Origin of the sequence: Flavobacterium panici (genome assembly GCF_903819335.1) — a bacterium.
Taxonomy (GTDB): Bacteria; Bacteroidota; Bacteroidia; order Flavobacteriales; family Flavobacteriaceae; genus Flavobacterium; species Flavobacterium panici.
The window spans coordinates 55,796-82,605 of the sequence record NZ_CAIJDE010000049.1; the positions used below are offsets into that span (position 1 = coordinate 55,796).

Genomic DNA, 26,810 nt, shown 5'->3' on the forward strand with positions numbered 1-26,810 from the left:
TTATAATACAATTTCTTTACGTGTACTTTTTTGGTCACTTTCGGTTTCCAGCCAAGCTTTCATTCCTATTAATTCTGATAATTCTCTAATAGTTTTTCCATTGAAAATATCATCTAGTTTTATTTGAACCCCAAATTCTTTATTGATCGTATTGGCCATTTGAATTACATTTAACGAATGACCTCCGAGTGTTATAAAATTAGATTCTACACTTATCTCGTCTTCTTCTAAATCAAGGATTCGGGACCATATTTTCACTAATTTTTCTTCAACATAATTAGATGGATTTACATAGGCCACTGTTATCTTTTCCTCATTATTTAAAAGTGCTTTATGGTCTATTTTTCCATTTACAGTGTAAGGAAACTCATCTAGCCAAATAAATGAGGACGGAATCATATAGTTAGGAAGAATGTCTTTAAGGATTTCTTTTATTACTACTGGTTCTATTTCATTATTCCCTTTTATGTAGGCATACAGTTGTTTATTTTCATCTATACCTTTAACTGTTACAAAAGCCTGCTCTATGAACGGAAGATTTTCTAACACTAATTCTATTTCTCCCGGTTCTATTCTGTAACCTCTTATTTTTATCTGATCGTCAATTCTGCCTATGTATTCAATTCTTCCTTCTACATCCCATCGGGCTAAATCTCCTGTTTTATAACATGTTTTGTTTTCTATTGACACAAATCTTTCTGCTGTTAAAACCGGATTGCCCATGTAGCCTTTAGATACGCCTGAACCTCCTATGTATAATTCTCCTATTACCCCAATTGGCACGGTTTTTTGATTCGCATCCAAAACGTAGATTTTTGTGTTTGCAATAGGATATCCTACCGTTATAGGTTCGTCGATTATTGAAACCTCAACCGATGTACATCCTACTGTAGTTTCAGTTGGGCCATATTCATTATAAATCCTGATGTTTTTATTTAAATCTTTCAGAATCTTTATATGGCTTTTCTTTAGCTGCTCGCCTCCACAAATAATTATAGTCACATTTGTATTTTGAATATCCAGATCTTTTAAAAGAGTAATGTGTGTTGGTGTAAGCTTCACAGTATCTATTTCAGGATTGTTAAAGCAATCTTCTAAAAGCTGATCCAGATTTTCTTTTTCATTTCCTATAAAGAGTTTTTTTCCTCTGGTCAAGCTGGTAAAAACTGCCGTTACAGATAAATCAAATGACATAGAACTTGTGATTCCCCAATTGCCTTCTTCACTATTTTTAAAGTAATAATTGTTGCTCCAAACGATATAATTAAATAGATTGGCATGCGAAATCATACATCCTTTTGGTCTGCCTGTAGATCCTGATGTGTAAAGCAGATAGGCCAGATTTTCTGTATTTATTTCAGGCAGTTTAATGGTTTCGCTTTCAATTTCATGATTGTTTAAGTCTTCTACTAACAAGAAATTATAAGCCTCTAACCCTTCTATTTGCTGCTCTACATTTGTAATGATAAGGAAAGCAGTACTTTCTTCCATCATATGGGCTGCACGGGAACCTGGTAAATTGGAGTCAATTATCATATAAGCAGCACCTGCTTTCATTATGGCAAGAAGTGTGGCTATCATTTCTATAGATCTGGTCATTCTAAGTGCCACTACAGATCCTGGTTTAATCCCCATATCAAGTAAGTTAGCGGCCCAAATACTAGATTTTGAATCTAATTCCTTATAGGTAACATGATCATCTTCAAAAATAAGTGCCTGTGCATTTGGGTGCAGTAAAACCTGTTCTGAAAACAAATCCAAAACTGTTTTGTCTGTTCCATAATCTTGTGCTGAATCGTTAAATTCAACTAACAGCTGATTTTGTTCTTTTGCAGATAGAATCGAAATATCCTTTAGCAGTTCGTTTTTATTATTTATTACGGTATCTATAATACGAACAAAATAAAAAGCGAAACGTTCTGCACTGGCTGATTCAAATAAATCTTTGCTGTAAGCCAGACTTAGGTTAAGGTTTTCTTCTGTTTCTAATACTGATAAATGCAGGTCAAATTTTGCAATTGGATAAGGTATATCTATGCTGCCAATTTTAAGTTCTGAATCCTTTAAATCTAGCTTTTCATTTTCAAATTCATAATTCAAAAACACATCAAACAATGGGCTTCTATTTCCATTTCTGTCTAAATCTAAAGCATCTATTAACTCATCATACGGATATAACTGATTTTCAAATGCTGTTGAATTGACTTCTTGTACCTTATGCAGAAATGCTGTAAAGCTTTGTGATCCGTCAAGGTGATTCCTGATAGGAAGCGTATTGATAAAAACTCCTGCAATTTTCTCTAAATCTGCATGTCTGCGGCCGACAACCGGCGTTCCTATTACGATATCATTCTGGTTTGATAACTTGCTAAGGAATACATTGTAAACTGCCAAAATAAGACTGTACATGGTTACTCCTTCTGCACGGGCTATTTTCTTTAATTGCTCAATTTGATTTTTGCTTAAATTAAAAGCGTGCTTATCTCCATATTCACTTTGTTGTTTTGGTCTTGCATGATCATAAGGCAATTGCAGTGCAGGGACTTCATCTACAAATTGATTAAGCCAATACTCTTTTTGTTTTAAAATTTCTTTTTGCTGGTTCTCTTTTAAATTCCAGATAACATAATCCTGATATTGTATATGAAGTTCAGGAAGTGTTTCTCCTTTATATAAGGATATCAAATCTCTTAACAATAAACCATTGGTAACTTCATCAGAAATAATATGATGGGTATCAATTACCATAATATGTTCCTGATTTGATACGGACATAATTCCAACGCGCCAAAGCGGAGCCTGATGCAAATCAAAAGGTTTGATAAAGTTTTTAATTGCTTTATTTGTGTCTTCTCCTTTGGCAAGATCTGTTATTACAAAATCAACCTTAGGCAAAATTCTTTGTATTGGGTTTCCGTCTAAAAATTCAAATGAAGTTCGAAGACTATTGTGGCGCTGAATTAATTTTTGAAAAGCAGCCTCCAGTTTTTCTTTCTTCAAAATCCCGTTTAAAGTAACAACAGCCGGAAGATTGTAGGCTAAGGAACCTGTATTGTATTCATGCAAAAAGTACATTCTTTTTTGTGATGAAGACAAAGGATAATAGTCCTGTTTTTCTGCTGGTTGTATAGCTGAGTGATTAACTGCTGTAGATTTCAGCATAAATTTGCTTAAATCAGCTACTGTTGAATACCTCATCATTTCCTTTAATGGAATTTTCAAATTAAAGGCCTTCTCAATTTTATTATTTAAGAACATCATGGTTAGTGAATGTCCGCCCAGATCAAAGAAATTACTATTAATTCCAATAATACTGCTGTCAACCTTAAGAACCTCTGAATATATGGCTATAAGTTTTTGCTCTGTTTCATTACCAGCAGGAATAATCCCTTTTTCCGGACTGATTTCATATTTTGGCAAGCTCTTACGATCTATTTTTCCATTACTGGTAAAAAGAAAGTTCTCGATATGCATGAAAAAAGACGGAATCATATAATCTGGCAGGTAAGCTGCTAGATATCCTCTTAAATCTGAAGTACTTATTTTAGATTTTGCCTGATAATAAGCTATTAAAGTTTTCTCGTTTTCAAATTCCTGAACGACAATAATTGAGTTTTCAATTTTTGGATGAGCCGTTAAATATTGTTCAATTTCTGTAGGTTCTATTCTATATCCTCTTATTTTAAATTGATCATCTTTACGTCCGTGGTATTCCAGGTTACCGTCTGGCAGCCATTTTACCAAATCTCCTGTTTTGTAAACCCTGTCTTCCCAAGGAATCCATTCTGAATTAAATTTCTCTGAAGTAAGTGACTGATCTCCAATATATCTTTGGGCTAACCCATTACCGGCTATACACAGTTCTCCAATTATTCCCTGCGGTACCAGGCTGCCATGATTATCTGTCACGTAAACACGTTCATTTGGCATTGGTTTACCAATTGGAATGGTTGTATATTGATCTAATTTTTTAGGATCAACTTTATATGATGTAGAATCTACACAAGTTTCTGTAGGACCGTAAAAATTAAATAATTGTGTATTTAAGCCTAATTTTAAGTGAAATGTATTTACTAAATCTTTAGATAAAACCTCTCCTGCTAATATCCAGCTTGATAAACTATTCAACGTGGAATTTTCCTCTAAAGAGTTTACTAATAAACGAAGGTGAGTTGGTGTACCGTCTGATAAATCAATGCTGTTTTTGTTATAAAAAGACAATAATTTCACACCATCTTTTCTGCTTTCTTCATCTAATATATAGAGGCTGTGACCTTGTAATAAAGATCCGAATATTTGCTGTACAGAGGCATCAAATACATACGAGGCTAATAAGGCTACACGTAAAACTTTATCTTCATAAGGCTGGTAAACAAGTTCATTTAGGCCATTTACCAAATTAATTACGCTGCCGTGATTCATCATCACTCCTTTTGGCTTTCCTGTTGAACCTGAGGTAAAAATACAATAGGCCAAATCTGTGGCTAATGTTTTAACCGCTACATTTGAAGTTATTTGAGAACTGATTTTTGGAGAATCCATAGCCTGAACCGGAAGATATGCCGCATATTCGTCCAGATACTGCTGCTGAGACAATAAAAATGTTGCTCTGCTTTGATCCAGCATATATTCAATGCGTTTTTCAGGCAAATTAGGATCTAGTGGTAAATAACCGGCCCCTACTTTTAAAACTCCTAAAATTCCAACGATCATTTCCCAGGAACGATCAAACAATAAACCTACAATATTGCCTGGAATTACTCCTTGCGAAACTAAATATTGAGCTACTTGGTTAGAACGCATGTCTAACTCTTTATACGTTATTTCTTTTGATCCAAAAACTAAGGCTGTACGCTCTGGATGAAGTGCTGCTTGCTGCGAAAAAACATCAATAATTGACTGATCTTTAACATACTCTCTTTTTGTATTATTAAATCCAGCTACTAATTGTTTTTCTTCGTCTTTGGTAAGATAATTTAGGTCTTTTACCTGTTCAACATCCCTTAAAAAGCTTTCCAGTACTACTTCTAAGTGTCCTTTAATTTTAAGTATCATCTCATCCGAAACAAATTCATTGTTATATTTCAGCGTGATATTTAGTTTATCTAAGGATGAATAAACAATTAATGAAATGGTATAATTGGTACTTTCGATTCCTTCTATATTCTCTACCTGCAGTTTTTCTTTAAATTCTGATTGAGAAGCTGCTTCCGGATAATTTTGAAAAGAAATTATGGTGTCAAATAATGATCCTCTTAAATTACTTTGAGTTTCAATATCACTTAGAGCTAAATGTCCATACTCTTCCCTTCCTATCGTATGTTCTTTTTGTAATTCCTGTAACCAGTCTGATATTTTAATATCCCTCTTTAGGGTACTGCATACTGGAATTGTATTGATATACAATCCTATTTTTGTTTCTATATTTTCTTCTTTCGAATCTCTCCCTAAAACAGTTGCCCCAAAAACAACTGTTTCATTTCCTGTATATTTTGACAATAAATAAGCCCATGCTCCCTGCAATAAAGTATTTTCGGTAATGCGGTGTTTTTTTGTAAAAGCTTTTATTGATCCGCTAACCGTGAATTCTATTTTTTTGTTGCCAAATAATTTGTTTCGAAGTGTATTATCATTTACAAACGGAATATAACTTGGTAAGGTAAGATCTGAAAGATAGCTTTGCCAATAAGATAAACCTTTAGCCTCATTTACATTTGAAATATGATGAAGATGTGATCCAAAATCATCTAAAGCCAGTTCAGGAAGTGTTCCTTTTGTTTCTAATTGTATGTAAGCAGCATGGAAATTTCTCATTATGTTTTGAACAGACCATCCGTCTAGTATAATGTGATGATGCGTAAACACAAAACGGGTAAGATTCTCTCCAAGATGAATTAAAGTCATTCGAAATAATGGAGCTTCTTCAAAATCGAAGCCTGCTTCCTTATCTGCAGTTAAAAACTTATCAAATGCAGATTGAAATTCTTCTTTGGATAAGCTGCTATAATCAAGCTCATTAACTGGCAGCTTAACGTTATCATAAACGCATTGAACAGGAATATCCAGATCCTGACCAAAAATGGCTGTTCTTAAAACGGTATGCTGCTGTAGTAAATAGTTCCAGGTTTTATCAAAAGATTCTCTGGAAATTACTCCTTTTAAATCACAGTGAAACTGGCATATATAAGCTGCTTTATTATCATCGTATAAATTGTGAAACAAAAATCCTTTTTGTAAAGGTGTTAATGGATATATATTAGCGACCTTACTTTGATGTACAGGCAGTTCTAAAAAATCCTTTAATCTTTTATTTGATATAGTAGTCGGTAAACCATAGTCACTTACTGTTTTAATTTGATTAAGTGAATTGCTTTTTTGACTGTTTAAAAAAGTAATTAATTCCTCTTTATTTGATTTAATTATTGATAAAAGCTCTTCGGGCAGTTTGGTCGTTTTTTTGCTTTTAATGCCCAGCTGACTATCTTTTACAAACAAAGTAATGTCGTCACTTTTTAAAAATTCAATTATTTCGGGAATATTGTTACTTTTCATTTTATACTTCTTTAAATAAAATTTGACTTAAATAAATTGCGGTTTATAAGATGGAGATTTGATAATCATCTTCTTCAACTTCATCTTCTTCCTGATTAATAAATTGATTACTATGCGAGAGAATATCTTCTAATGCAGTTATATATGCATTGGCTAATTTTTGAACCGTTTCTTTTTTGTAACGTTTTGCATCGTAGTTCCAATCTACTTGTAAGCTTCCGTCTATAATGATGCTGTCTATAGAAATTTTATGCGGGTTTGCGTTTTGTTTGGCTACATTTAATCCTGTAGATTCAGAAGCTAAGTCAACCTTACTTTCCTTTTTTGCATCCAGAACATTTGTAAAACTTCCCAGATAGTTAAAAGTTAAATCCTCATAAAATATTGATAAGTCAGATTTAATTTTTTCAGATTTCGATTCAAATTGCAATACATTATATCCAATTCCTTTGTTAGGAACACCTCTTAGCATATCCTTTGTGTCTGCGATTAAAATACCTATATCATCTACTTCTCTTAAGTCTAAGCAAACAGGGTAAACACTGGTAAACCAGCCTGTTGTTCTATTAATATCTACATCTTCGAATAATTCTTCTCTACCGTGTCCTTCTAGAGCAATAACTACTTTAAGGGCATCTATCCATTCTGATAATGCTATTGTTAACGCACTAATTAAAATATCATTAATCTCTGTTCCGTACATAGTATGCATTTCATGTACAAGCAAATGGGTTAAAGCTGGTTCTAAAGAGATTCTGATATTTTCAGTCTCGTTATAAGTGATTTGTTTATCATAAGATGTATCTACCGGCAGTGGGGAATAATTAGATAATGCTTCTTTCCAATAGATATATTCGCTTTCAAGGTTCGCTGTACTTGCATAGCTATTAAGCTGTTCAACCCATTGACGGTATGAAGTTGCTTTTTCCGGTAAAGAAAGTTTACTTCCAGAGGAATGATTCTCGATAAGGTTTATAAGATCTTCTGTTAAAATTCTCCACGAAACCCCATCTACAGCTAAATGATGTATTGCGATAAACAAACGGTTCTCTTTTTCTTCCTCCGATGTTTCAAACAATACAAAACGAGCTAAATCGCCTTTAAAAATATCCAGATCAGCCTGATATTTTGTACCTGTTTCAGGAATATCTTTTAAGGAATCTACCTGCTCTATGTGTAATTTTGGAATATAGGATTCATATTTTTGTAAAGGATATATTGAGCCTTCATTTTGATAATAATTCATTCGCAAAACATCGTGGTGTTTTACTAGTTCTGATAGTGCAAAAACAAGAGTTTCGTTTGTAATTGTTTTTGAAACTTTAAGCAATACAGATTGATTACTGTGATTAACTGCTTCGTACCCTCTTTTAAAGAAAAGTTTTTGAATAGGATGTAATGGTACTTCTCCTTCTAAAAGTCCTGTCTCTTTTATTGCAGTATCTGCACTCTTTAAATGCAGGACAATCTCAGCAATAGTCTGGTAATTAAATACGTCTTTTACCTGAAAATGAATTCCAATTGATTTACTGCGGCTTGCCAGCTGAATGGCTTTAATAGAATCTCCTCCCAGTTCATAAAAATTATCATGAATACCTATTTTTTCTACGCCTAAAAGTTTCTGCCATATTACAACCAGCTGTTTTTCTAATTCTTCTACAGGTGCTGCATAGTTGTCATTAAATTCCGGAATTGGCAATGCATTTCTATTAATTTTACCTGCAGTAGTTGTAGGAAAAGCATCTAAACGAACATATACTCGAGGAACCATATACTCAGGCAGTTTGGTTTCCAGAAATTTTTGTACAGAAGCATTGCTAATTTCCTGACTTGAAACAATATAAGCAACAAGCTGCTTGCTTTTTGTATGGTCTTCTCTAATAATAACTGTAGATTCCTGAATTTCTTCTAAACTGTCCAGAACAGATTCAATTTCTTTTAACTGAATACGGTGTCCTCTTATTTTAACCTGATCGTCGATTCTTCCTGCATAATCAATTCTGCCTTGAGAATCCCATTTAGCCAAATCTCCTGTTTTGTAGCATATCGAATTGTTTATCGATACGAACTTCTCTGCTGTTAAAGATGGATTCCCTATATATCCTTTTGATACTCCACGTCCGCTTATATAAATTTCACCCACTACGCCTACTGGTACAGCTTTAGCATTAGCATCGAGAATGTATATTTTTGTGTTGGCGATAGGACGGCCTATTGAAATTTTTTCATCTTCTAATGAAACTTCAATTGCAGTACATCCTACAGTGGTTTCGGTAGGTCCGTATTCATTATAAATTTTACAGCTTTCATTGAGATTTTTTATAATTTCAATATGGCTTTTCTTTAATTCTTCTCCTCCGCAAATAAAGATTTCAATATTTGTTTTTTGAATGTCCAGATCTTTTATAATAGTAACGTGAGTTGGGGTCAACATTAAAGTATCAATTTCCGGATTGTTTAAACATTCCTCCAGTAATTGATCCATACTCTTTTTTTCACTGCCTATATAAAGTTTTTTTCCTCTGGTAAGACTTGTAAAAATTACGGTTACAGATAAATCAAATGACATTGAACTGATCAATCCCCAATTACCTTGTTCATTATTTTCGAAATAGTAATTATTTCCCCAGGAAATAAAGTTAAATAAGTTGCCGTGAGAAATCATACAGCCTTTAGGCTTGCCCGTAGAGCCAGATGTATAAAGTAAATAGGCTAAATCATTCGTCGTTACTTTAGGCAGTTCTACCTCATCGGCTTTTTTATTATGCAAGTCTAATTGTGCTATACTTATCCAAGTATAAGATTCTAATTCTGCCGGCTGATCCTCAATGTTGGTAATGATATTTGTACACAAACTTTCTTCCATTATATGGATTGTACGAGAATTTGGAAGCCCCTGATCAATTACCATATAAGAAGCTCCTGCTTTCATAACCGAAAGAATAGCCGTTATCATATCTGTAGATCTCGTCATTCTAAGTGCAACAACAGATCCTGATTTTACTCCCGAATCGATAAGATTTGCTGCCCAAAGTTTTGATCGTAAATCAAGTTCTTTATAAGTAAGATGTTCCTCTTCAAAAACAAGAGCCGTTGCTTCTGGATTTAGCAAAACCTGCTCTGCTATTAAGTCTAAAACGGTCTTTTCTTTATCGTAATCTGCTTCGGTATTATTAAATTCAATTAATAACTCTTCTTCCTTTTTAGTTAAATAGTTTAGCTCTTTTATATATTCAATATCATCTAAAAGGCTTTCAAAAAGTGTTTCAAAATGCCCTTTAATGTTTAATATACTTTCGTCTGAAATGAGTTCATTATTATATTGTAAAATAATTTTCAGCTGGTTTAAAGAAGCATAAACATCTAACGTAACTGCATAATTTGTATTTGTATCTCCTTTTAAATTTTGCATTCTTAATTCAGCATCTATACTTGGCGCATCCTCCTCATCAAGATAATTTTGAAAAGAAATTAAAGTATCAAACAAGGAACCTTTTATATTACTTTGAGATTCGATATCGTTTAGTGCTAAATCACCATATTCTTCCCTTGCAGTTGTATGCCCTTTTTGTAATTCCTGTAACCAATCTGCTATTTTAGCATCTTTATTCACGGTGCTGCATACAGGAATTGTATTCATGTACAATCCTATTTTTGCTTCTATATCTTCTTCTTTCGAATCTCTTCCTGATATTATCGCACCAAAAGCAACAGTCTCATTTCCTGTGTATTTCGATAATAAGTAAGCCCAAGCTCCCTGCAGTAAAGTATTTTCGGTAATGCGGTGTTTTTTTGTAAAAGCTTTTATCGATCCATTAATTGTGAATTCTATTTTTTTGTTGCCAAATAATTTGTTGCGTAAGGTATTATCCTTCACAAACGGAATATAACTTGGTATTGTAATATCTGAAAGATAGGTCTGCCAATAAGATAAACCTTTAGCCTCATTTACACTTGAAATATGACGAAGATGTGATCCAAAATCATCTAAGGCCAGTTCTGGAAGTGTTCCTTTTTTTTCTAATTGTATATAAATAGAATGGAAATTTCTCATTATGTTTTGAACAGACCATCCGTCTAGTATAATATGATGATGTGTAAATACAAAACGGGTATCATCCTCGCCAAACTTAATAAGGGTCATTCTGAACAACGGAGCTTCTTCTAAGTTGAAACCAGCTTCTTCATCTGCTTTTAAAAACTTGTCAAAGGCTGATTGAAACTCTTCTTTTGATAAGCTGCTATAATCCAACTCATTAATTGGTAATTGAACCTGATTATAAACCGTTTGAACAGGAATATCCAAATCCTGACCAAAAACTGCGGTTCTTAAAACGGTATGCTGCTGTAATAAATACATCCAGCTTTTATTAAAAGATTCTCTGGAAATTGCCCCTTTTAAATCGCAATGAAACTGGCATATGTAAGCCGATTTATCGTCATCGTATAAATTGTGAAATAAAAACCCTTTTTGCAAAGGTGTTAATGGATATACATTAGAAACCTTACTTTCATGTACAGGCATTTCTAAAAAATCCTTCAGTTTTTTATTGGTTATAGTAGTTGGCAAACCATAATCACTTACCGTTTTAACTTTATTAAGCGAGCTGTTTTTCTGGCTGTTTAAAAAAGTGATTAGCTCCTCTTTATTTGATTTGATTATTGACAAAAGCTCTTCAGATAGTTTATTATCTGTTCTTTTCATCACCTTCAGTTCATTATCCTTCACAAATAATGAAATTCCATTACTTGTAAGAAGCTCAATGATTTTATAAATGTTTTTACTTTTCATTTTAATGATTTATAAAGAGATAATTTCAAAATCTTCGTCTTTGGTTTGATTTCCACCTTGATTAAAAATGTCATTACTATAAGAAAGAATATCCTCTAATGCAGCTATATAAGCATTGGCTAATTTTTGAATCGTTTCTTTTTTGTAACGTTTTGTATCGTATTTCCAATCCAGATATAAAGTCCCATCTACAATAATACTATCTACGGCTATCTTATACGGGTTTACGTTTTGTTTTGCAATATTTAACCCCGTAGGTTCTAAGGCTAAGCCAATACTGTTTTTCGTTTCTTTAGAAAAACTATTGTCAAAATCACCTAAATAGTTAAAAATTAAATCTTCGTAGAATATTGATAAGTCAGATTTGATTTTTTCAGATTTCGATTCGAATTGCAATACATTATACCCAATTCCCTTGTTAGGAATATTTCTTAGCATATCCTTTGTGTCTGCTATTAAAATACCTATGTCGTCTACGTCACTTAAGTCTAAACAAACCGGATAAACGCTGGTAAACCAACCTGTTGTTCTGTTAATATCTACATCTTCAAATAATTCTTCTCTTCCATGTCCTTCTAAAGCAATAACTACTTTAGGAACACCTGTCCATTCTGATAATGTCAAGGATAATGCACTGATCAAAATATCATTGATTTCTGTTCCGTACATACTATTTGTTTCATGTACAAGTAAATGGGTTAAAGGAGATGGTAATGAAACCTGAATCTTTTCTGTCTCTTCATAACTGATCCTTTTATCGTAAGATATATCTACAGGCAGTGGTGAATAATTAGATAATACTTCTTTCCAATAGATATATTCGTTTTCCAGTGTTGTTGTAGAGGCATAAACTCTTAAATGTTCCCCCCATTGACGGTACGAAGTTCCTTTAGCGGGCAGAGAAAATTTATTTCCAGATGAATGGTTCTCGACAAGGTTTATAAAATCTTCTGTTAGAATTCGTAAAGAAACCCCATCTACAGCTAAATGGTGTATTGCAATAAATAATCTATTTTCTTCTTCTTCCTGCGATGTTGCAAACAATACAAAGCGAGCTAAATCACCTTTAAAAATATCCAGATCAGCCTGATATTTTGTACCTATTTCAGGAATATCTTTTAAAGAAAGTACCTGCTCTACTTGTAGTTGCGGAATAGACGATTCATATTTTTGTGAAGGGTATATTGAGCCTTCATTTTTATAAAAATTCATTCGCAAAACATCATGATGTTTTACCAATTCTGATAAGCCAAAAACAAGGCTTTCATTTGTAATTGCTTTTGATACCTTAAGTAATATGGACTGGTTATTGTGACTGATTGCCTCGTACTCTCTTTTAAAGAAAAGTTTTTGAATTGGATGTAACGGTACATCTCCGGCCAAAAATCCTGTTTCTTTTATTGCTGTATCTGTACTCTTTAAATGCAGTGCAATCTCAGAAATAGTCTGATAATTAAATACATCCTTTACCTGAAAATGAATTCCTATTGCTTTACTTCGGCTTGCCAGCTGAATAGCCTTGATGGAATCTCCTCCCAGTTCATAAAAATTATCATGAATACCAACCTGATCGACTCCTAAAAGATCTTGCCAAAGCTCTACAAATTGTTTTTGTAATGTTTCTGTTGGTGCAACATAATTATTGGCAGTTTCCGGAGCTGGCAATGCTTTTTTATCAATCTTACCACCATCAGTCATTGAAAAAGCCGACAAGTGTACGTAAACTCTAGGCACCATATATTCAGGCAGGTGCTCCTCTAACAGCTCTTGAATTTCTTTGTTTTTAATTTCTTCCTCACAAACAACATAGGCAACTAATTGCTTACTATGGTTGGAATCTTCATTTACCATAACCACAGATTGTTGAATTTGAGGCAGACTGTTTAAAGCCAATTCAATTTCTCCCAAATGTATTCTGTATCCTCTTATTTTAACATGATCATCATTTCTTCCGTGGTATTCTATATTACCATCATTTAACCATTTTGCCATGTCTCCGGTTCGGTAAACTCTCTCTTTATTAAACATCCATTCAGAGTTGAATTTTTGAGAAGTAAGTTCCGGGTCCCCAACATAACCTACAGCTAATCCATCGCCGGCAATACATAATTCTCCTATAGTTCCTATTGGAGCTAAATTGCCATATTGATCTGTAATGTAAATTCTTTCGTTAGGCAGTGGTTTCCCAATTGGAATGTAATCATGAAGGTCTAATTGTTCCGGATCTATTTTATATCCTGTAGAGTCTACGCAGGCTTCAGTAGGACCATAAAAATTATACAATTGTACTCCTGTTCCCAGTTTTGAATAAAAAGTCCTAACCAATTCCTTTTGTAAAACTTCACCAGCCAATATCCAGCTGGATAAAGTATTTAATGTGCTGTTTTCTGTCAGTGCATCAACAAAAAAGCGAAGATGTGTTGGAGTACCATCTGACAGGTCTATTTTATTGTCATTATAAAAAGCTATCAATTTAACCCCATCTTTACGAGTTTCATCATCTGTTATATACAAACTATGTCCTTGTAATAATCCTCCAAATATTTGCTGTACAGATGCATCAAATGCATAGGATGCTAATAATGCTATATGTAAAGTTTTATCTCCATACGAATTATAAACACGGTTTTTTAACCCTTTTACCAAATTGATAACACTATTATGTTTTATCATTACGCCTTTAGGCTTTCCTGTAGATCCTGATGTAAAAATGATATACATCAAATCCTCAGCTGCTATTTTTGGTAATGCTGCTTTATAATCCGGTGTTATTAAATTATTTAGTTCTTCAACATTGATATAAGTATACGATTCCAACTCTATTGGTTTTTCTATACTATTTGAAATGACCACTTTTGCGTTACATTCTTCAAGCATAAAAACCACACGGGAAATACGCTGAGCAGGATCTATGGGCACATAAGATGCCCCTGTTTTCATTATAGCAAACATGGCCGTAATCATATCTACAGAACGCGTCATGATAAGACCTACAACGTCTCCTGGTTTTACATTGCATTCCATAAGATATCCAGCCCAGTTTGTTGACTGCTGGTCGAGTTCTTTATAAGAAATACTTTTTTCTCCAAAAACAACAGCAGCGGTTTCTGGTTTTAATGAAACCTGCTCCGAAAATATATCCAAAACCGTTTTCCCCTTTTCGTAAACTTCTTCGGTATTATTAAACTCTTCTAATAGTCGAGAAATCTCGTCATTAGATAAAATTTCGATTTCTTTAAGTGTACCATTTTTTCCATCTAAAACCCAGTCAATAATGTTGTTGTAATAAGAAGCAAAACGTTCTACAGTTTCTTTTTTAAATAAATTAGTTTGATAGTCCAGATTAAAAACACTGCTGTTTTCTTTTTCTACCACACGCAGTACCAAATCAAATTTTGAGAACATATTAGGATGATCTATTTTAGATAATCGCAAGTCTGGCTGTTCTACACCTGACCAATTGAAATTATGGTACTCAAAAGTGACATTAAATAGAGGATTATTGTTTGCATTGGGTTTTAATTCTAATTGATTTAATAGTCGGTCAAATGAATATTCTTCGTTAGCAAGACAATCTAAAACATGTGTTTTAACATTATCCAGAAACTCTAAAAATTCTAAATCCCCTTTTGCAGCGCAGCGCAGCGGTAATGTGTTAATAAATAAACCTATTAAATTTTTAAATTCACTATGCCAGCGGCCAATTGTAGAAGTACCAATTATGATATCTTCCTGATTGGTTAATTTTGATAGTAAAACGTAAAAAATTGTCAGGGTTAAGGTTGGCATTGTTACTACCTGCTGCTTACATATATCCTCTAATTTTTTTCTTTTATCTGCATTAATTTCAAAAGAAACCGTACTGCCATCAGCATTTTTTATATTAGATTTAAGAAAGTCAAAAGGCATGTTTAAAGTTTCTGGGACCACACTATATTCCTGTAACCAGAACTCTTTTTCGGCAGTTAATTCTTTCTCTCTCAGCTTTTTTTCCTGCCACTCCACAAAATCTTTATATTGAACACTTAATTCATCTAATTGTCCTTTTCCATACAAAGTTTGAAATTCCTCGATCAAAACCTCAAATGAAGCCGCATCTATAACAATATGATGAATGTCTAATATGATATTAGTAATTACATTGTTTTCTTTATTAATCAATACTCTAATTAAAGCAGGCTCGCTTAAATCAAAAGGTTTGATATGTTTTTTTAGTAATTCCTGAATATTTCCATCTTCATTCTCAATATATTGAATGCTGAAATCAACTTTATCGTGGATTTTTTGAATTGGTTCTCCATCTAAATCGTGGAAAGAAGTTCTTAAAATTTCATGTCGGCTGATTATTTTTTTGAAAACTTCCTCGCATAATTGAACATCTAAATCGCCTTCTACTTTTAATACTACCGGAGTATTATAAGAGATTGATTCTGTATCCATTTGATTCAGAATAAATAATCTTTTTTGAGTACTGAATAACGGATAATGTGATTTTACTGGAGCAGACTCAATTGTGACAATTGATTTTCCCAGAGAATTTTTAATTATTTCTAATTGATCTGCAAAATTGGTGTTTCTAAATAATTGGCTGACGTCTAAACTTATTCCAAATTCTTTTTGGATTTTTACTGCCAAAATCCCTATTCCTAAAGAATTTCCGCCCAGATGAAAAAAATTGTCTTTTGTTCCTATTCGTTCAATTCCAAAAAAGTCCTGCCAAACTTTAGCCAGCTGTTTTTCTAAATCAGTCACCGGAGCTACATAAGAATCGTCTTCTAAATGTTTTTTAGCTTTTTCAAATTCTTCTAAAAAAGCATCGTATTCTGCATTCAAATACTTATCACGCAATACATAGCGCTGGATTTTTCCGCTTGTTGTTTTGTGTATTTTTTCTACAGCAATTACTTTTTTTACAGTAACACCAATGCGTTCGCTTATTATCTTTTTTACAGCATCTGCTAAAAGAACAAAATCCTTAACCTCACCTAAATAATGAACAAATACAAATAATTCGTCCTGATGGCTTTCTTCATTAAAAACATTACAGGAAACTGCTTGCTGAAATTTTATTTCAGGCAGTTCTTCTATTAAACTATCTAAATCATTAGGGAAATAATTTTGCCCGTTAATGATAATCATTTCTTTTTTTCTGCCTGTTATAATCAATCGGCTGTTATGAATAAACCCAACATCTCCAGTATTGAACCATCCGTCATTTGAGATCACTTCTTGAGTTGCTTCATTGTCATTATAATAACCCACGGTCATTGCAGGGCTTTTTAAGTGAATAACACCAAGTGTATCATCTAATAAGGTTTCACCCGTTTCATTTGTGATTTTTATCTCAGTACGATTGTAGGTGCCTAAATCTGCAAAAGAAGCAGTAGTATTAGAGCTTGTTTCCAAAAACTCTACTTTATCTCCAATGCTTAATTTATGTCGATTTAAAAAATATTCTTTAAAACCATCTTCTTCATTATATAAAGACACTCCCAAAACAGCTTCGGCAAGACCATAACTAGGGCTTACAGCTTCTTTTTTAAAACCATAAGGCTTAAGTGTTTCTGCAAATTTTCTACAAGTTTCAATAGATACTGGTTCAGCACTATTAATCATTAATCTTAATTTGTCAAACGAAAAATCTTCTAATTTTGCTTTCTCAATATTTTCGAGAACGTGTACATAGCCAAAATTTGGTGAACCCGAAATAGTGATTTCATTTACAGATAAATTTTCCAGCCATAATTCAGGACTTGAAAGAAACAGCATTGGCGGCATTAAAAATTGATCAGCATTTGCCAGCAATGGTAAAATGTGAAAGAAAATTAATCCCATGTCATGAGTTAGAGGCATCCATCCCAGAAACTTGTCTGAATCCTGAATGCTGCATTTTTCTAATGACATATTTATATTATATAAGATCCCATCCTGCTGGTTCATTACTCCTTTAGGAGATCCAGTTGATCCCGAAGAAAATTGAATAAATACCAGATCTGAAGATGTACCAGGGACAGCTGCTGCTTTTTGAGTATAGGCTAACTCATCATAATATATAATTTTTGATAAAAGCTGTGCTACTTCTCCATCATTCTCCAAATTAAAATCCTTGATAATGGAAGTTAAAAATGGAGCATCTGTGATTATAGATGGATTTTTAAGTTTTTGCCATACTTTATTAAGCTTTTGAACAATATCTGAAGTAGTTCCTAATACAATAGGAACTGGTATAAAGCCTCCTAAAACACAAGCCCAAAATGTAATTACAAAACTCTTATTTGACTGAAATTGAAATACTATTTCATCTCCCGGTTTTAGTCCTTTTTCTTGTAAAGCATATAATTTATAACCGGCTTCGAGATATAATTTCTTATACGATAAATACTCAACTCCACTATTTGCTTCAATAAAAGTAATTCCAGATTCCTTTCCTGATTTAATATTTTCAAGAAAGATGCTTTGTATCGTTTGTCCGTTCATTTCCATAAAATTCTGTTCGTTTTAAACTTGTACATTCAAATTCACTTGTTTCAAAATCATTTCAATTATTATGGCAGACAATCCGTTTACAGAAGGCAGCGCAAGGATTTCCATAGAAGACATTTTTAACGCAAACTTGTTGTTGATCACTCTTAATAATTCAATTGATAAAATCGAATCAATTCCTAAAAAGCCTATCCCTTTATCTGATTGGATTCTATCTTTTGGCATTTTTAATATCTTGGATAATTCTTCTTTTAAGAATGTCACAACAAATTCTTGCTGCGAAATCCTGTTTAAAGCAAGTAAATCACTTAAGCACGCATCTTGTTCCTGGCTCAATCCGTTAACAGATCCCAGATTGCTATCAATTAAATCTTTGAAAATAAATTGTCCGCTTTCCTTTAAATTGACACTTAGAAGCTCCCAGTTCAAATCAAAAAATCCTATTTGTGTTGGTTTTTCCTGAAGTATTTTTTCTAATCCGCTCAAAACCTGTTTGTTTGTAAAACTTCTAATTCCTACTCCCTGAAGAATCATTTCAAGGTTCTCGCTTCTGGATACTACACCAGATTCTGATAGAACGCCAAGATTAATTGTAGTTGCCGGCAAACCTTGACTTTTTCGCACATGAGCAAATGAATCTAACAAGGCATTTGCAACAATATAATTGGCCTGCCCAACATTCCCTATAAGTGAGGATATTGAAGAAAACAATACAAAATTGTCAAGTTTTAAGTCTTTAGTTAAGTGATGCAGGTTCATTGCGCCATCAACTTTTGGTTTTAAAACTTTTCTAAATCTATCCTCATTCATATCGATTAAGAATCCGTCGTCTAAAACCATAGCACAATGGAAAACAGTTGAAATCTCCGGAAGATCACTTTTAATTTGAGAAAACACATGGGTTATCTGGTCTATTTGGGCCACATCTGCTGCGTAAACTTTCACATTGACACCTTTCTTTTCCATTTCGCTAACTGCCTCTATCTCTGCTGGAGTGTTAAGACCGCTTCTGCTTAAAAGTGCTAAATTTTTAACGCCATTATCAACCAGCCATTTTCCTATTTCAAAACCTAAACCTTTTGTTCCTCCGGTAATTACATAAGTTTTATCATCTTTAAAAATTGTATCTCCTTGTTTTTTGACGTCTACAAACTGTTCTTTAAAGTTTATGACTACTTTACCAATATGTTTTTCTGCATCTATAAGCTGAAATGCGTTTGATATAGTCTGTGGTGTAAACACTTTTACAGGTAAGGATTTTAATTCTCCTGCTTTTATATAAGCTGAAATATCATCTAATAATGTCGAAATTTTTTCAGGCTTCTCGTTTATCATTTTATCCATATCTACAGCTATGTAAGAAATGTTTTTGTTGAAAAAATGCATTGAAAGAGAGAAGTCTACATTATCCTTTTTACCTATTTCTAAATAAGTTCCATAAGAAGCTAAAATGGATAAACTCTGATAAAGCATTTCTTTTGGTAAAGCACTTAAAACAACATCCACTCCTTTACCTTGAGTTTCTTCTAAAATTTCTTTAGCAAAATCAAGATTTTTTGAACTGTATACATGCTTAATTCCTATAGATCTCAGGTAATCTGTTTTTTCTTCACTTCCGGCTGTAGCATAAATTTCAGCCCCTACCAGATTGGCATAATTAATAGCTGCTAATCCTACACCTCCGGCAGCATTATGTATAAGCACTCTGTCGCCTTTTCCCAGATTTGCCTTATCTCGTAAACAATACAGAGCTGTAAGGTAGCTTAAGCCAACATTTGATTCTGCTTCAATTAAATTTTCAGGACATTTTACCGCTAAATGTTCAGAAGTAGTGGTATAGGATTGAAACGTACCCGCAGCAAGGGCGATAACTTTATCTCCTACTTTAAACTTGGTTACTCCAGCACCAATCTGTGTAATAATTCCAGCGCAGTCAATACCTACGGCATTTTTACCATAAGTACCTTCAAGTGCTTCCGGATAAATTTTACCAGATACTTTTAAATAATCTTTGAAATTAATAGAGGTGTTTTCTATTAAAATTTCGATTTCGCCCGCCTTTGGTTCTGCTCTCTCGGTATTTTCAAAATATAAATCTTCTAACTGTTTAGATTTTGAACTCACTAGTTTAAGTGATTTGTCCTTAAAAGATGCCGTTTCAATAGATAATACCGAATCTTTTGCTTCTCTTTTTTTCGTTCCTTTTCTAAAAATTTTATCTTGTCTGATTGCAATTTCTTCAAAAGGTTTTCCAGAATACATTCTGTTAAGGGCAATCTTCCAGTCTTCTTTTGAAATAAGCAGGCTATTTGTTCTTTGAAAATCTATCAATCGAACCTGCCATTTTGGTAATTCATTTACAATAAGTCTTCCTAAACCATGTGCAATTGTCGAGGTTATTGAGGTAATGTTGTCTTCTTCATTAACAACCTGACTTCCATAAGTTACTAGGTTTAAAGCAAGTTTGTTTTGTGATTTCTCTGAGAAAAAACGAACAATGTTTAAAAGAGGTTTTATTTCGTTTAAGCATTCTTCACTTACAGTTAAATTTTCATTAGCTTCCTGATTATCTGCAGGTAGATAAATTAATGTAATATCAGACTGGAAATCATTTTCTGCTATTTGGAGAATGCTTTCCAAATCTTCAGGATTTACCATATAATAATTTTCGCCTAATTCTTTAAAACTAGTTCCTGCTTGTATTACTACAACACGACCTGCCAGTTGTTTTAAAAGTGGCTCGCATAAAGAATAATCATCTGTAAAAACATAGGTTACACCAGAAGTATCCGGAATAGTATCAAAACCTGCTTTTTCTTCGATCCAATTGTTCTCAAACAAACAGTCATCGATGTATGTATCTTCTTCTTCGGTATTTATATTCAATTCCTGGCATTTGAAATCTTTTATTTCAATTGCTACGTTTCCTTTTTCATCACAAATTGACATATCAATTAGTACTGAATTATCTGAACGTGATATTAATCGTGAATAACAGTAAAGCTCGGTTCCCGGAGAAAAATAACAGTGCATTTTTCCTATTGATACGGGTACAAATTCTGACTCATCAAATACAATTACAGATTGAAAACAGGCATCTAATAAAGTTGGGTGAATAAAAAATTCATCCTGATTTTCAATCGCTGCGTGGCCTTTTATTTTTGCGATTGATTCTTCTTTTGCAGAATCAATATTTTTTATGGTTCTAAAATAAGGGCCGTAATCCAGTTTAGCTTTGCTCAATCTTTCATAGATCTGTTCTTCTGAATGTACTATATTCAAACGATCAGCTATTGTTTTCAAATCTAATTGTGAAGCACTTTTTTCATAATCACCTAAAATAAATTTACCTGTAGCTCTATGTATCCAAATACTATCATCACCCACCTCTTTACTGTCAATGCTAAAATTGGCATTTTTTGAATTATAGGAAGTATACAAGTCTTGTACCTTCAAATCGTCCAGAACAAGCATTTGATGAAACTTTATATTTTCAAGACTAAAAGAATTTCCCTGGCTTATTTCCTGCTGATAAAATGCTATTCCTGCAGCCACATAACCTGCACCTGGAAATACTACTCTATCCTGAACAACGTGATCATTTAAAAAAGGGAAAAAATATTTATTAAGCTCTACTTTATAAGTTAATTGCGGAGCATTTATTAGTTGGTTTAAAAAAACATTTCCTTTACGTCCTATTCTATTTTCAAGAGAAGTATCAGACTCCTGCCAAAAATATTCTTTTTGCCATGGGTATGATGGTAAAGAAAGGTGCGGCAATTTATTTACCCATCGCTCCCATTTTAAAGGAACTCCAAGAGTAAACAGGGCAGCAATATTTTCAAAGAAATTTAATTGCTCTGGTTCTTTACGATTAAGGGTTTGTAAAAAATGACATGCTTCATTATTCTTCATGCAATCCATCATTGCATTTTTCAAAACCGGATGTGGTCCAACTTCAATAAATACATTGTATTTATCTTTCATTAAAGAATCCATTGTTTTAGCGAATAGTACGGGCTGGCGAACGTTTTTCCACCAGTAATCATTATTTATTTGATCTCCCGAAATTTTTTCTGCAGTTACAGTCGAATAAAGATCAATAACTGTTTCTTTTCCTTTAAGGTCTTTTAGGGATTCCAGAAGTTCATCCTCGATAAGATCCATTACCGGGCTGTGGTAAGGAACTTCAACATCCAGCAGACGGTGAAATATTCCTGACGATTCATATTTTTCAATTAATTTTTCAAGACTTTCCTGATTTCCTGCTAATGTTACTGAATCAAGGCTGTTTATTGCAGCAATAGAAACATCGTTAAATTCTTTAAAAGTTTCATTGGCTTCTTTTTCAGACAGGCCAACTGCCAGCATAGTCCCTTTACCGGCTGTTTTATGCTGTAAACGGCTTCTGTTGTAGCTTACCAATAATGCATCTTGCAGCGAAAGTGCTCCAGAGATATAGGCCGATGTTACTTCACCTACACTATGTCCTACTACTGCATCTGCATTAATTCCATAATGTTCCAATAATCTGGTTAATGCAACCTGAATTACAAAATTTGCAGGCTGTGCAATGTATGTTTCTTTTATATTGGATGTTTCTTCTGGTTTTTGAAGTTCTTCTAAAATTGACCAGCCTGAAATGTTCTTAAAATAATCATCACATTCCTGAACTGCTTTATAAAAAACAGGCTCATTTTCCATGAGTTCTCTACCCATTTTCCACCATTGCGGCCCCATTCCTGTATATACAAAAACTATATTGGGTTTCTTGTCCAGAATATTTCCTGCAGTTACTCCTTTTACTAAAATATCTTCTTCAAATGCTTCTATTTTTTCGATTAATTCTTCTTTTGAAGATGCAACAATTGCTAATCGATCTGAATGAAGTGATCTTCTGTAAATAGCATTACTAAGTATTTGTGCAAAATTTTTGTCTTTATCTTCAATATGCAGTTTATATTTAGATACCAGTTCTTTTAATGCGTTTTTACTTCTTGCACAGATAGGAAAGATAAAATGATCCTTTTTTTCTAAATCGTATTGTACTTCTTCTTTAATAGAAGAAAATTGCTTTAAAACTGCATGGGCATTTGTTCCTCCATAACCAAATGAATTTATTGAAGCATAAGAATCAACTCCTTCCGGAAGTTTTTCTAATAAAGTTGGTACTTTTAATATGCTGTTTTCATAATTTAAGGCTGGGTTTGGATTATTAAAATGCAAGTTTGCCGGAACTGCATTATTCTTAAGGGACAATGCTGTTTTAATTAATCCTGCTACACCAGAAGCGGCTTCTAAATGGCCTATATTTGTTTTTACAGATCCTACCAAACATTTCTCTCTGTCATCAAATAAAGTCTCGTTTAGAGCGCTAAATTCAATAACATCTCCAACTGCTGTGCCTGTTCCATGAGCTTCGACATAATGAATATCTTTTTTAGTTATGCCGCTTTCTTCGTATACTTTTTGTATCAGTTTCATTTGAGAATTTTTATTCGGTACAGTTATACCGTTTGTATTCCCATCTTGATTTACACCAGTTCCGTTTATTAAGGCATATATTTGATCGCCATCTTTTACAGCTTGTTCATAAGGTTTTAAAACAAGTACTCCGCCGCCTTCACCTCTTACATATCCGGCTGCATCGCTATCAAATGTTTTACAGCGGGAATGTTTAGACAGAAACTGACCTTTGCTCATAACCATAGAAACTTCTGGTTTAAGCAATAGATTAACTCCTCCTACCAAAGCCATTGAAGATTCTCCTCTCCAAATACTTTGACAGGCATAATGTGTTGCTACTAAAGAAGATGAGCAAGCGGTATCGATAGTAATAGAAGGTCCTTTTAAATCCAGAAAATAGGACAATCTATTCGAAAGCATTGTTAATGAAATTCCTAATGCTGTGTGCGAGTTTATTAAATGTTTGTTTTCAACAGCTGTTTTTAGCAAATAGTTATCAAATGTGAACCCTCCAACAAAAACTCCGGTATCTGAACCTCTTAATTGCTCAAGTGACATTCCTGCATCTTCAAGAGCCTCATACGCTACCTCAAGCAATATTCTTTCCTGAGGATCTAATGATTCTGCTTCAACAGGCGAGATCCCAAAAAACATTGGATCAAAATACTCTATTTCCTCTTTTAAAAATCCGCCTTGTTTAGCTTTGATTTTGCCAGATTTTTTTTCATTCTCGTCATAAAAGCGTCTGTTGTCCCATCTGTTTGACGGTACATCTATTACTGCATCTGTTTTGTTTAATAACATCTCCCAAAATTTTTCTGGAGAGGAACTTGACCCTGGAAATCTGCATCCAATACCAACAATTGCGATAGGTTTATTTTGATCTTTCATAATTTATTTTGAAAATGTTGCACATTTTTATATTGTACTTTATGGACATCTGCAAACTGAAAATCAATTCATTATACAGTTAACAATCCACTTTTTTAATTTTAAAAAAAAGCAATTAAATACCTGTCCACTTAGTTATAACTAGTGGTAAATACATAGGATACTTAATAGAAATTAATTATTGAATTCTATTTTTATGGAACATGAATTTTTAAAAATTCATGGTAAACCTTTAGGAACGACTAATAGAATTTAAAGGATGCTCTTTTGAGGTAGACCAAATTTTACCGCATATTGTAATGAGTACAATAAACAGGGTCATTATGATTACGCTTAAAAAATTAATCCATTGGATACCTACACTGTACGCAAATACCTTTGAAACCTGTATCACTGTGAAATAAGTTAATACAAGACTGATTCCTAACGCTATACTGTATAAAATCATATACTCTTTTAGTATAAGTAAGAAAAGGCTTTTGGTACTTGCGCCCAATACTTTTCGTATGGCAATCATTTTTTTCTGCATGGTTAATGAAAATGCGATCAAACTATATAGACCAATGATTACCAGTAAAATAGAAATGACAGAAAATAGAATGAATATCTTCATAACATTTTGTAATGCGGTCATAAAACCTTCATCAAACCCAACATCCAAAAATCTAAAATCAACAGGTACGTCTATGAAATTTGTATTGAAAGTTTCATTAATAAACTTTTGAGTATCTGTTCTGTTACCTCCTCTTGTTTTTATACTTACAAGAGAATAAGCTAAATCCGCGGTATTCATTGATAACATCATTGGTGGTATTTTTTGAAATAAAGAGAATTGGTTAAAATCTTTAACAACACCAATAACTTTTAATCGACCGTCATCTAACGTTTTTCCTATTGGATTGTCCCATCCTAAAAGTTTAGCCGCGGTTTCATTAATAACACACGAATTTTGGGCATCGGTAGAAAAATCCTCAGAAAACCATCTTCCTTTAAGCATTGCCAGCTTATAAGTGCGCTGAAAATCATAATCAACAGAATAAGAAGACATTAAAATCTTATCATTTGCTTCTGCACCTTCCCAGTTTAATTTAATTTCATCTCCTGATGCAAAAAACGGAGCGCCTGTTGAGATGGAATAATCTATAACATTTGGGTTTTGAAGTAATTTATCTTTTATAACTTTAAGTAATTCCCTGTCTTCCGGATTAGGAGTTTTAATCCAGGCTAATAGAACATCTTGTTTATCAAATCCGGTATCCTTGTTATTTAAGTAATTGATTTGTGATATAATAAATACTGAAAGGAATATTAAAGGAAAGGCGATTAATAATTGAAAAAGCACCAGACCTTTTCTTAAAAAAGTACGCCTTTTAATAGATGTGATTCCTTGTAAAATAGAATTTATTTTTAATGACGATAGGTACATTACAGGATATAAACCGCTTAAAAGACCTAATGATATAATGATAATAAATACCTTTAAAAAGAACAGCCAATTGCCGCTAAATCCTAATGACAGGTTTCTGTCTACAACTAAACTAAAAAGAGGTAATATAGAACTTACTAATACTGATGAGACAATTATAACTCCAAATACCATTATTAATGATTCGATAATAAACTGATATCTCAATTGTCCTTTTGAAATACCCAAAACTTTTTTCATTCCTATTTCCAATTCTCTGTTGACTAATTGGGTAGTTGTAAGATTTATATAATTTACAGTTGTTATAAAGCCTGTAAAAAATGCTACTGCAATAAAAAGATAAATAACAATTACGTTATTTCGTATACCTCCCATAGCATCACTTCTTACATCTAATGTTTTAAGGTAAATATCTGTAATTGGTCTTAGGCTTAAAACTTCAGTAGTGCCTTCTTGTTCTTCAACATGATTTGCTAATGTTTTTTCTATTTTTTTTGATAGTTCATCAACCTGGTCTTTGTCTTTTACCTGAATGTATGTAGCTACATAACTTTCTGCCCATCCTTTTTCAGGTTTTATACCATACACACCTTCATAAGAACTATATGAAATCATATACTCCATATTCATGTGAGAGTCTTTTCTATAATCAGCAAAAACTCCGGTAACAGTAAAGTTGTGTTTTTTGTTTAAATAAACTGTTTTTCCAATAGCATCTCCATTAGGGAATAGTTTATCTGCCAATGACTTTGAAAGTACAATACTCATTGGCTGGCTCAGCGCAGTATTTTTATCTCCTTCTAAAAAATCAAAGCTAAACATAGATAGAAAATTACTATCTGTAATAAGCCCTTCGTTTCTTGGAAATATTTCATCGCTTACTGATAAATAGTTGCTTACAGTTCTGGCGCCTACAGCATTGCCTATTTCCGGAAATGATGATTTTAATTCTTTAGCCAGTTCATAAGGTGTAGAGTCAAAAATTTGACTTTGGCTTTTATCATTAACGGTTCTTTCAACTCTAAACAAGTTTTCACTGTTTTCATTAAATGCATCATAATTATTTTCATATGATATATATAATGACATTAAGATGATAGCCGTAAAACCAAAAGACGTTCCTAAAAGATTAATAAAAAACGTTTTTTTATCTTTCTTTAATTGTCTTAATACTAATAAAAAATTAAGTTTTAACATGTT

5 protein-coding genes are annotated in these 26,810 nt (G+C 33.0%); all 5 read right to left on the reverse strand.

Annotated features, from left to right (window positions below; all coding sequences use genetic code 11):
* The gene (locus tag FLAPXU55_RS16060) at nucleotides 1-6,552 is read right to left on the reverse strand and encodes a non-ribosomal peptide synthetase (RefSeq protein WP_180859397.1); all 6,552 of its coding nucleotides are present in this window, start codon (nucleotides 6,550-6,552) and stop codon (nucleotides 1-3) included.
* 43 nt (nucleotides 6,553-6,595) lie between these two features.
* Nucleotides 6,596-11,344, reverse strand: a complete 4,749-nt coding sequence (locus tag FLAPXU55_RS16065; RefSeq protein WP_180859399.1) for a non-ribosomal peptide synthetase — start codon at nucleotides 11,342-11,344, stop codon at nucleotides 6,596-6,598.
* A 9-nt stretch (nucleotides 11,345-11,353) separates the two neighbouring features.
* A complete protein-coding gene (locus FLAPXU55_RS16070) occupies nucleotides 11,354-17,827 on the reverse strand; it encodes a non-ribosomal peptide synthetase (RefSeq protein ID WP_180859401.1) in 6,474 nt (2,157 codons plus the stop codon).
* 15 nt (nucleotides 17,828-17,842) lie between these two features.
* Nucleotides 17,843-24,184 (reverse strand): type I polyketide synthase, encoded by a 6,342-nt coding sequence (locus FLAPXU55_RS16075; RefSeq protein WP_180859403.1) that lies wholly within the window; start codon nucleotides 24,182-24,184, stop codon nucleotides 17,843-17,845.
* A 232-nt stretch (nucleotides 24,185-24,416) separates the two neighbouring features.
* A complete protein-coding gene (locus FLAPXU55_RS16080; RefSeq protein ID WP_180859404.1) occupies nucleotides 24,417-26,807 on the reverse strand; it encodes an ABC transporter permease in 2,391 nt (796 codons plus the stop codon).
* Between the last annotated feature and the right edge of the window lie 3 nt (nucleotides 26,808-26,810).

What these genes read in the sequence shown, in the direction of transcription:
- FLAPXU55_RS16075 (WP_180859403.1), bottom strand. Translation starts at nt 24,184, where the DNA reads ATGAAAGATCAAAATAAACCTATCGCAATTGTTGGTATTGGATGCAGA.
- FLAPXU55_RS16060 (WP_180859397.1), bottom strand. Translation starts at nt 6,552, where the DNA reads ATGAAAAGTAACAATATTCCCGAAATAATTGAATTTTTAAAAAGTGAC.
- FLAPXU55_RS16065 (WP_180859399.1), bottom strand. Translation starts at nt 11,344, where the DNA reads ATGAAAAGTAAAAACATTTATAAAATCATTGAGCTTCTTACAAGTAAT.
- FLAPXU55_RS16070 (WP_180859401.1), bottom strand. Translation starts at nt 17,827, where the DNA reads ATGGAAATGAACGGACAAACGATACAAAGCATCTTTCTTGAAAATATT.
- FLAPXU55_RS16080 (WP_180859404.1), bottom strand. Translation starts at nt 26,807, where the DNA reads ATGTTAAAACTTAATTTTTTATTAGTATTAAGACAATTAAAGAAAGAT.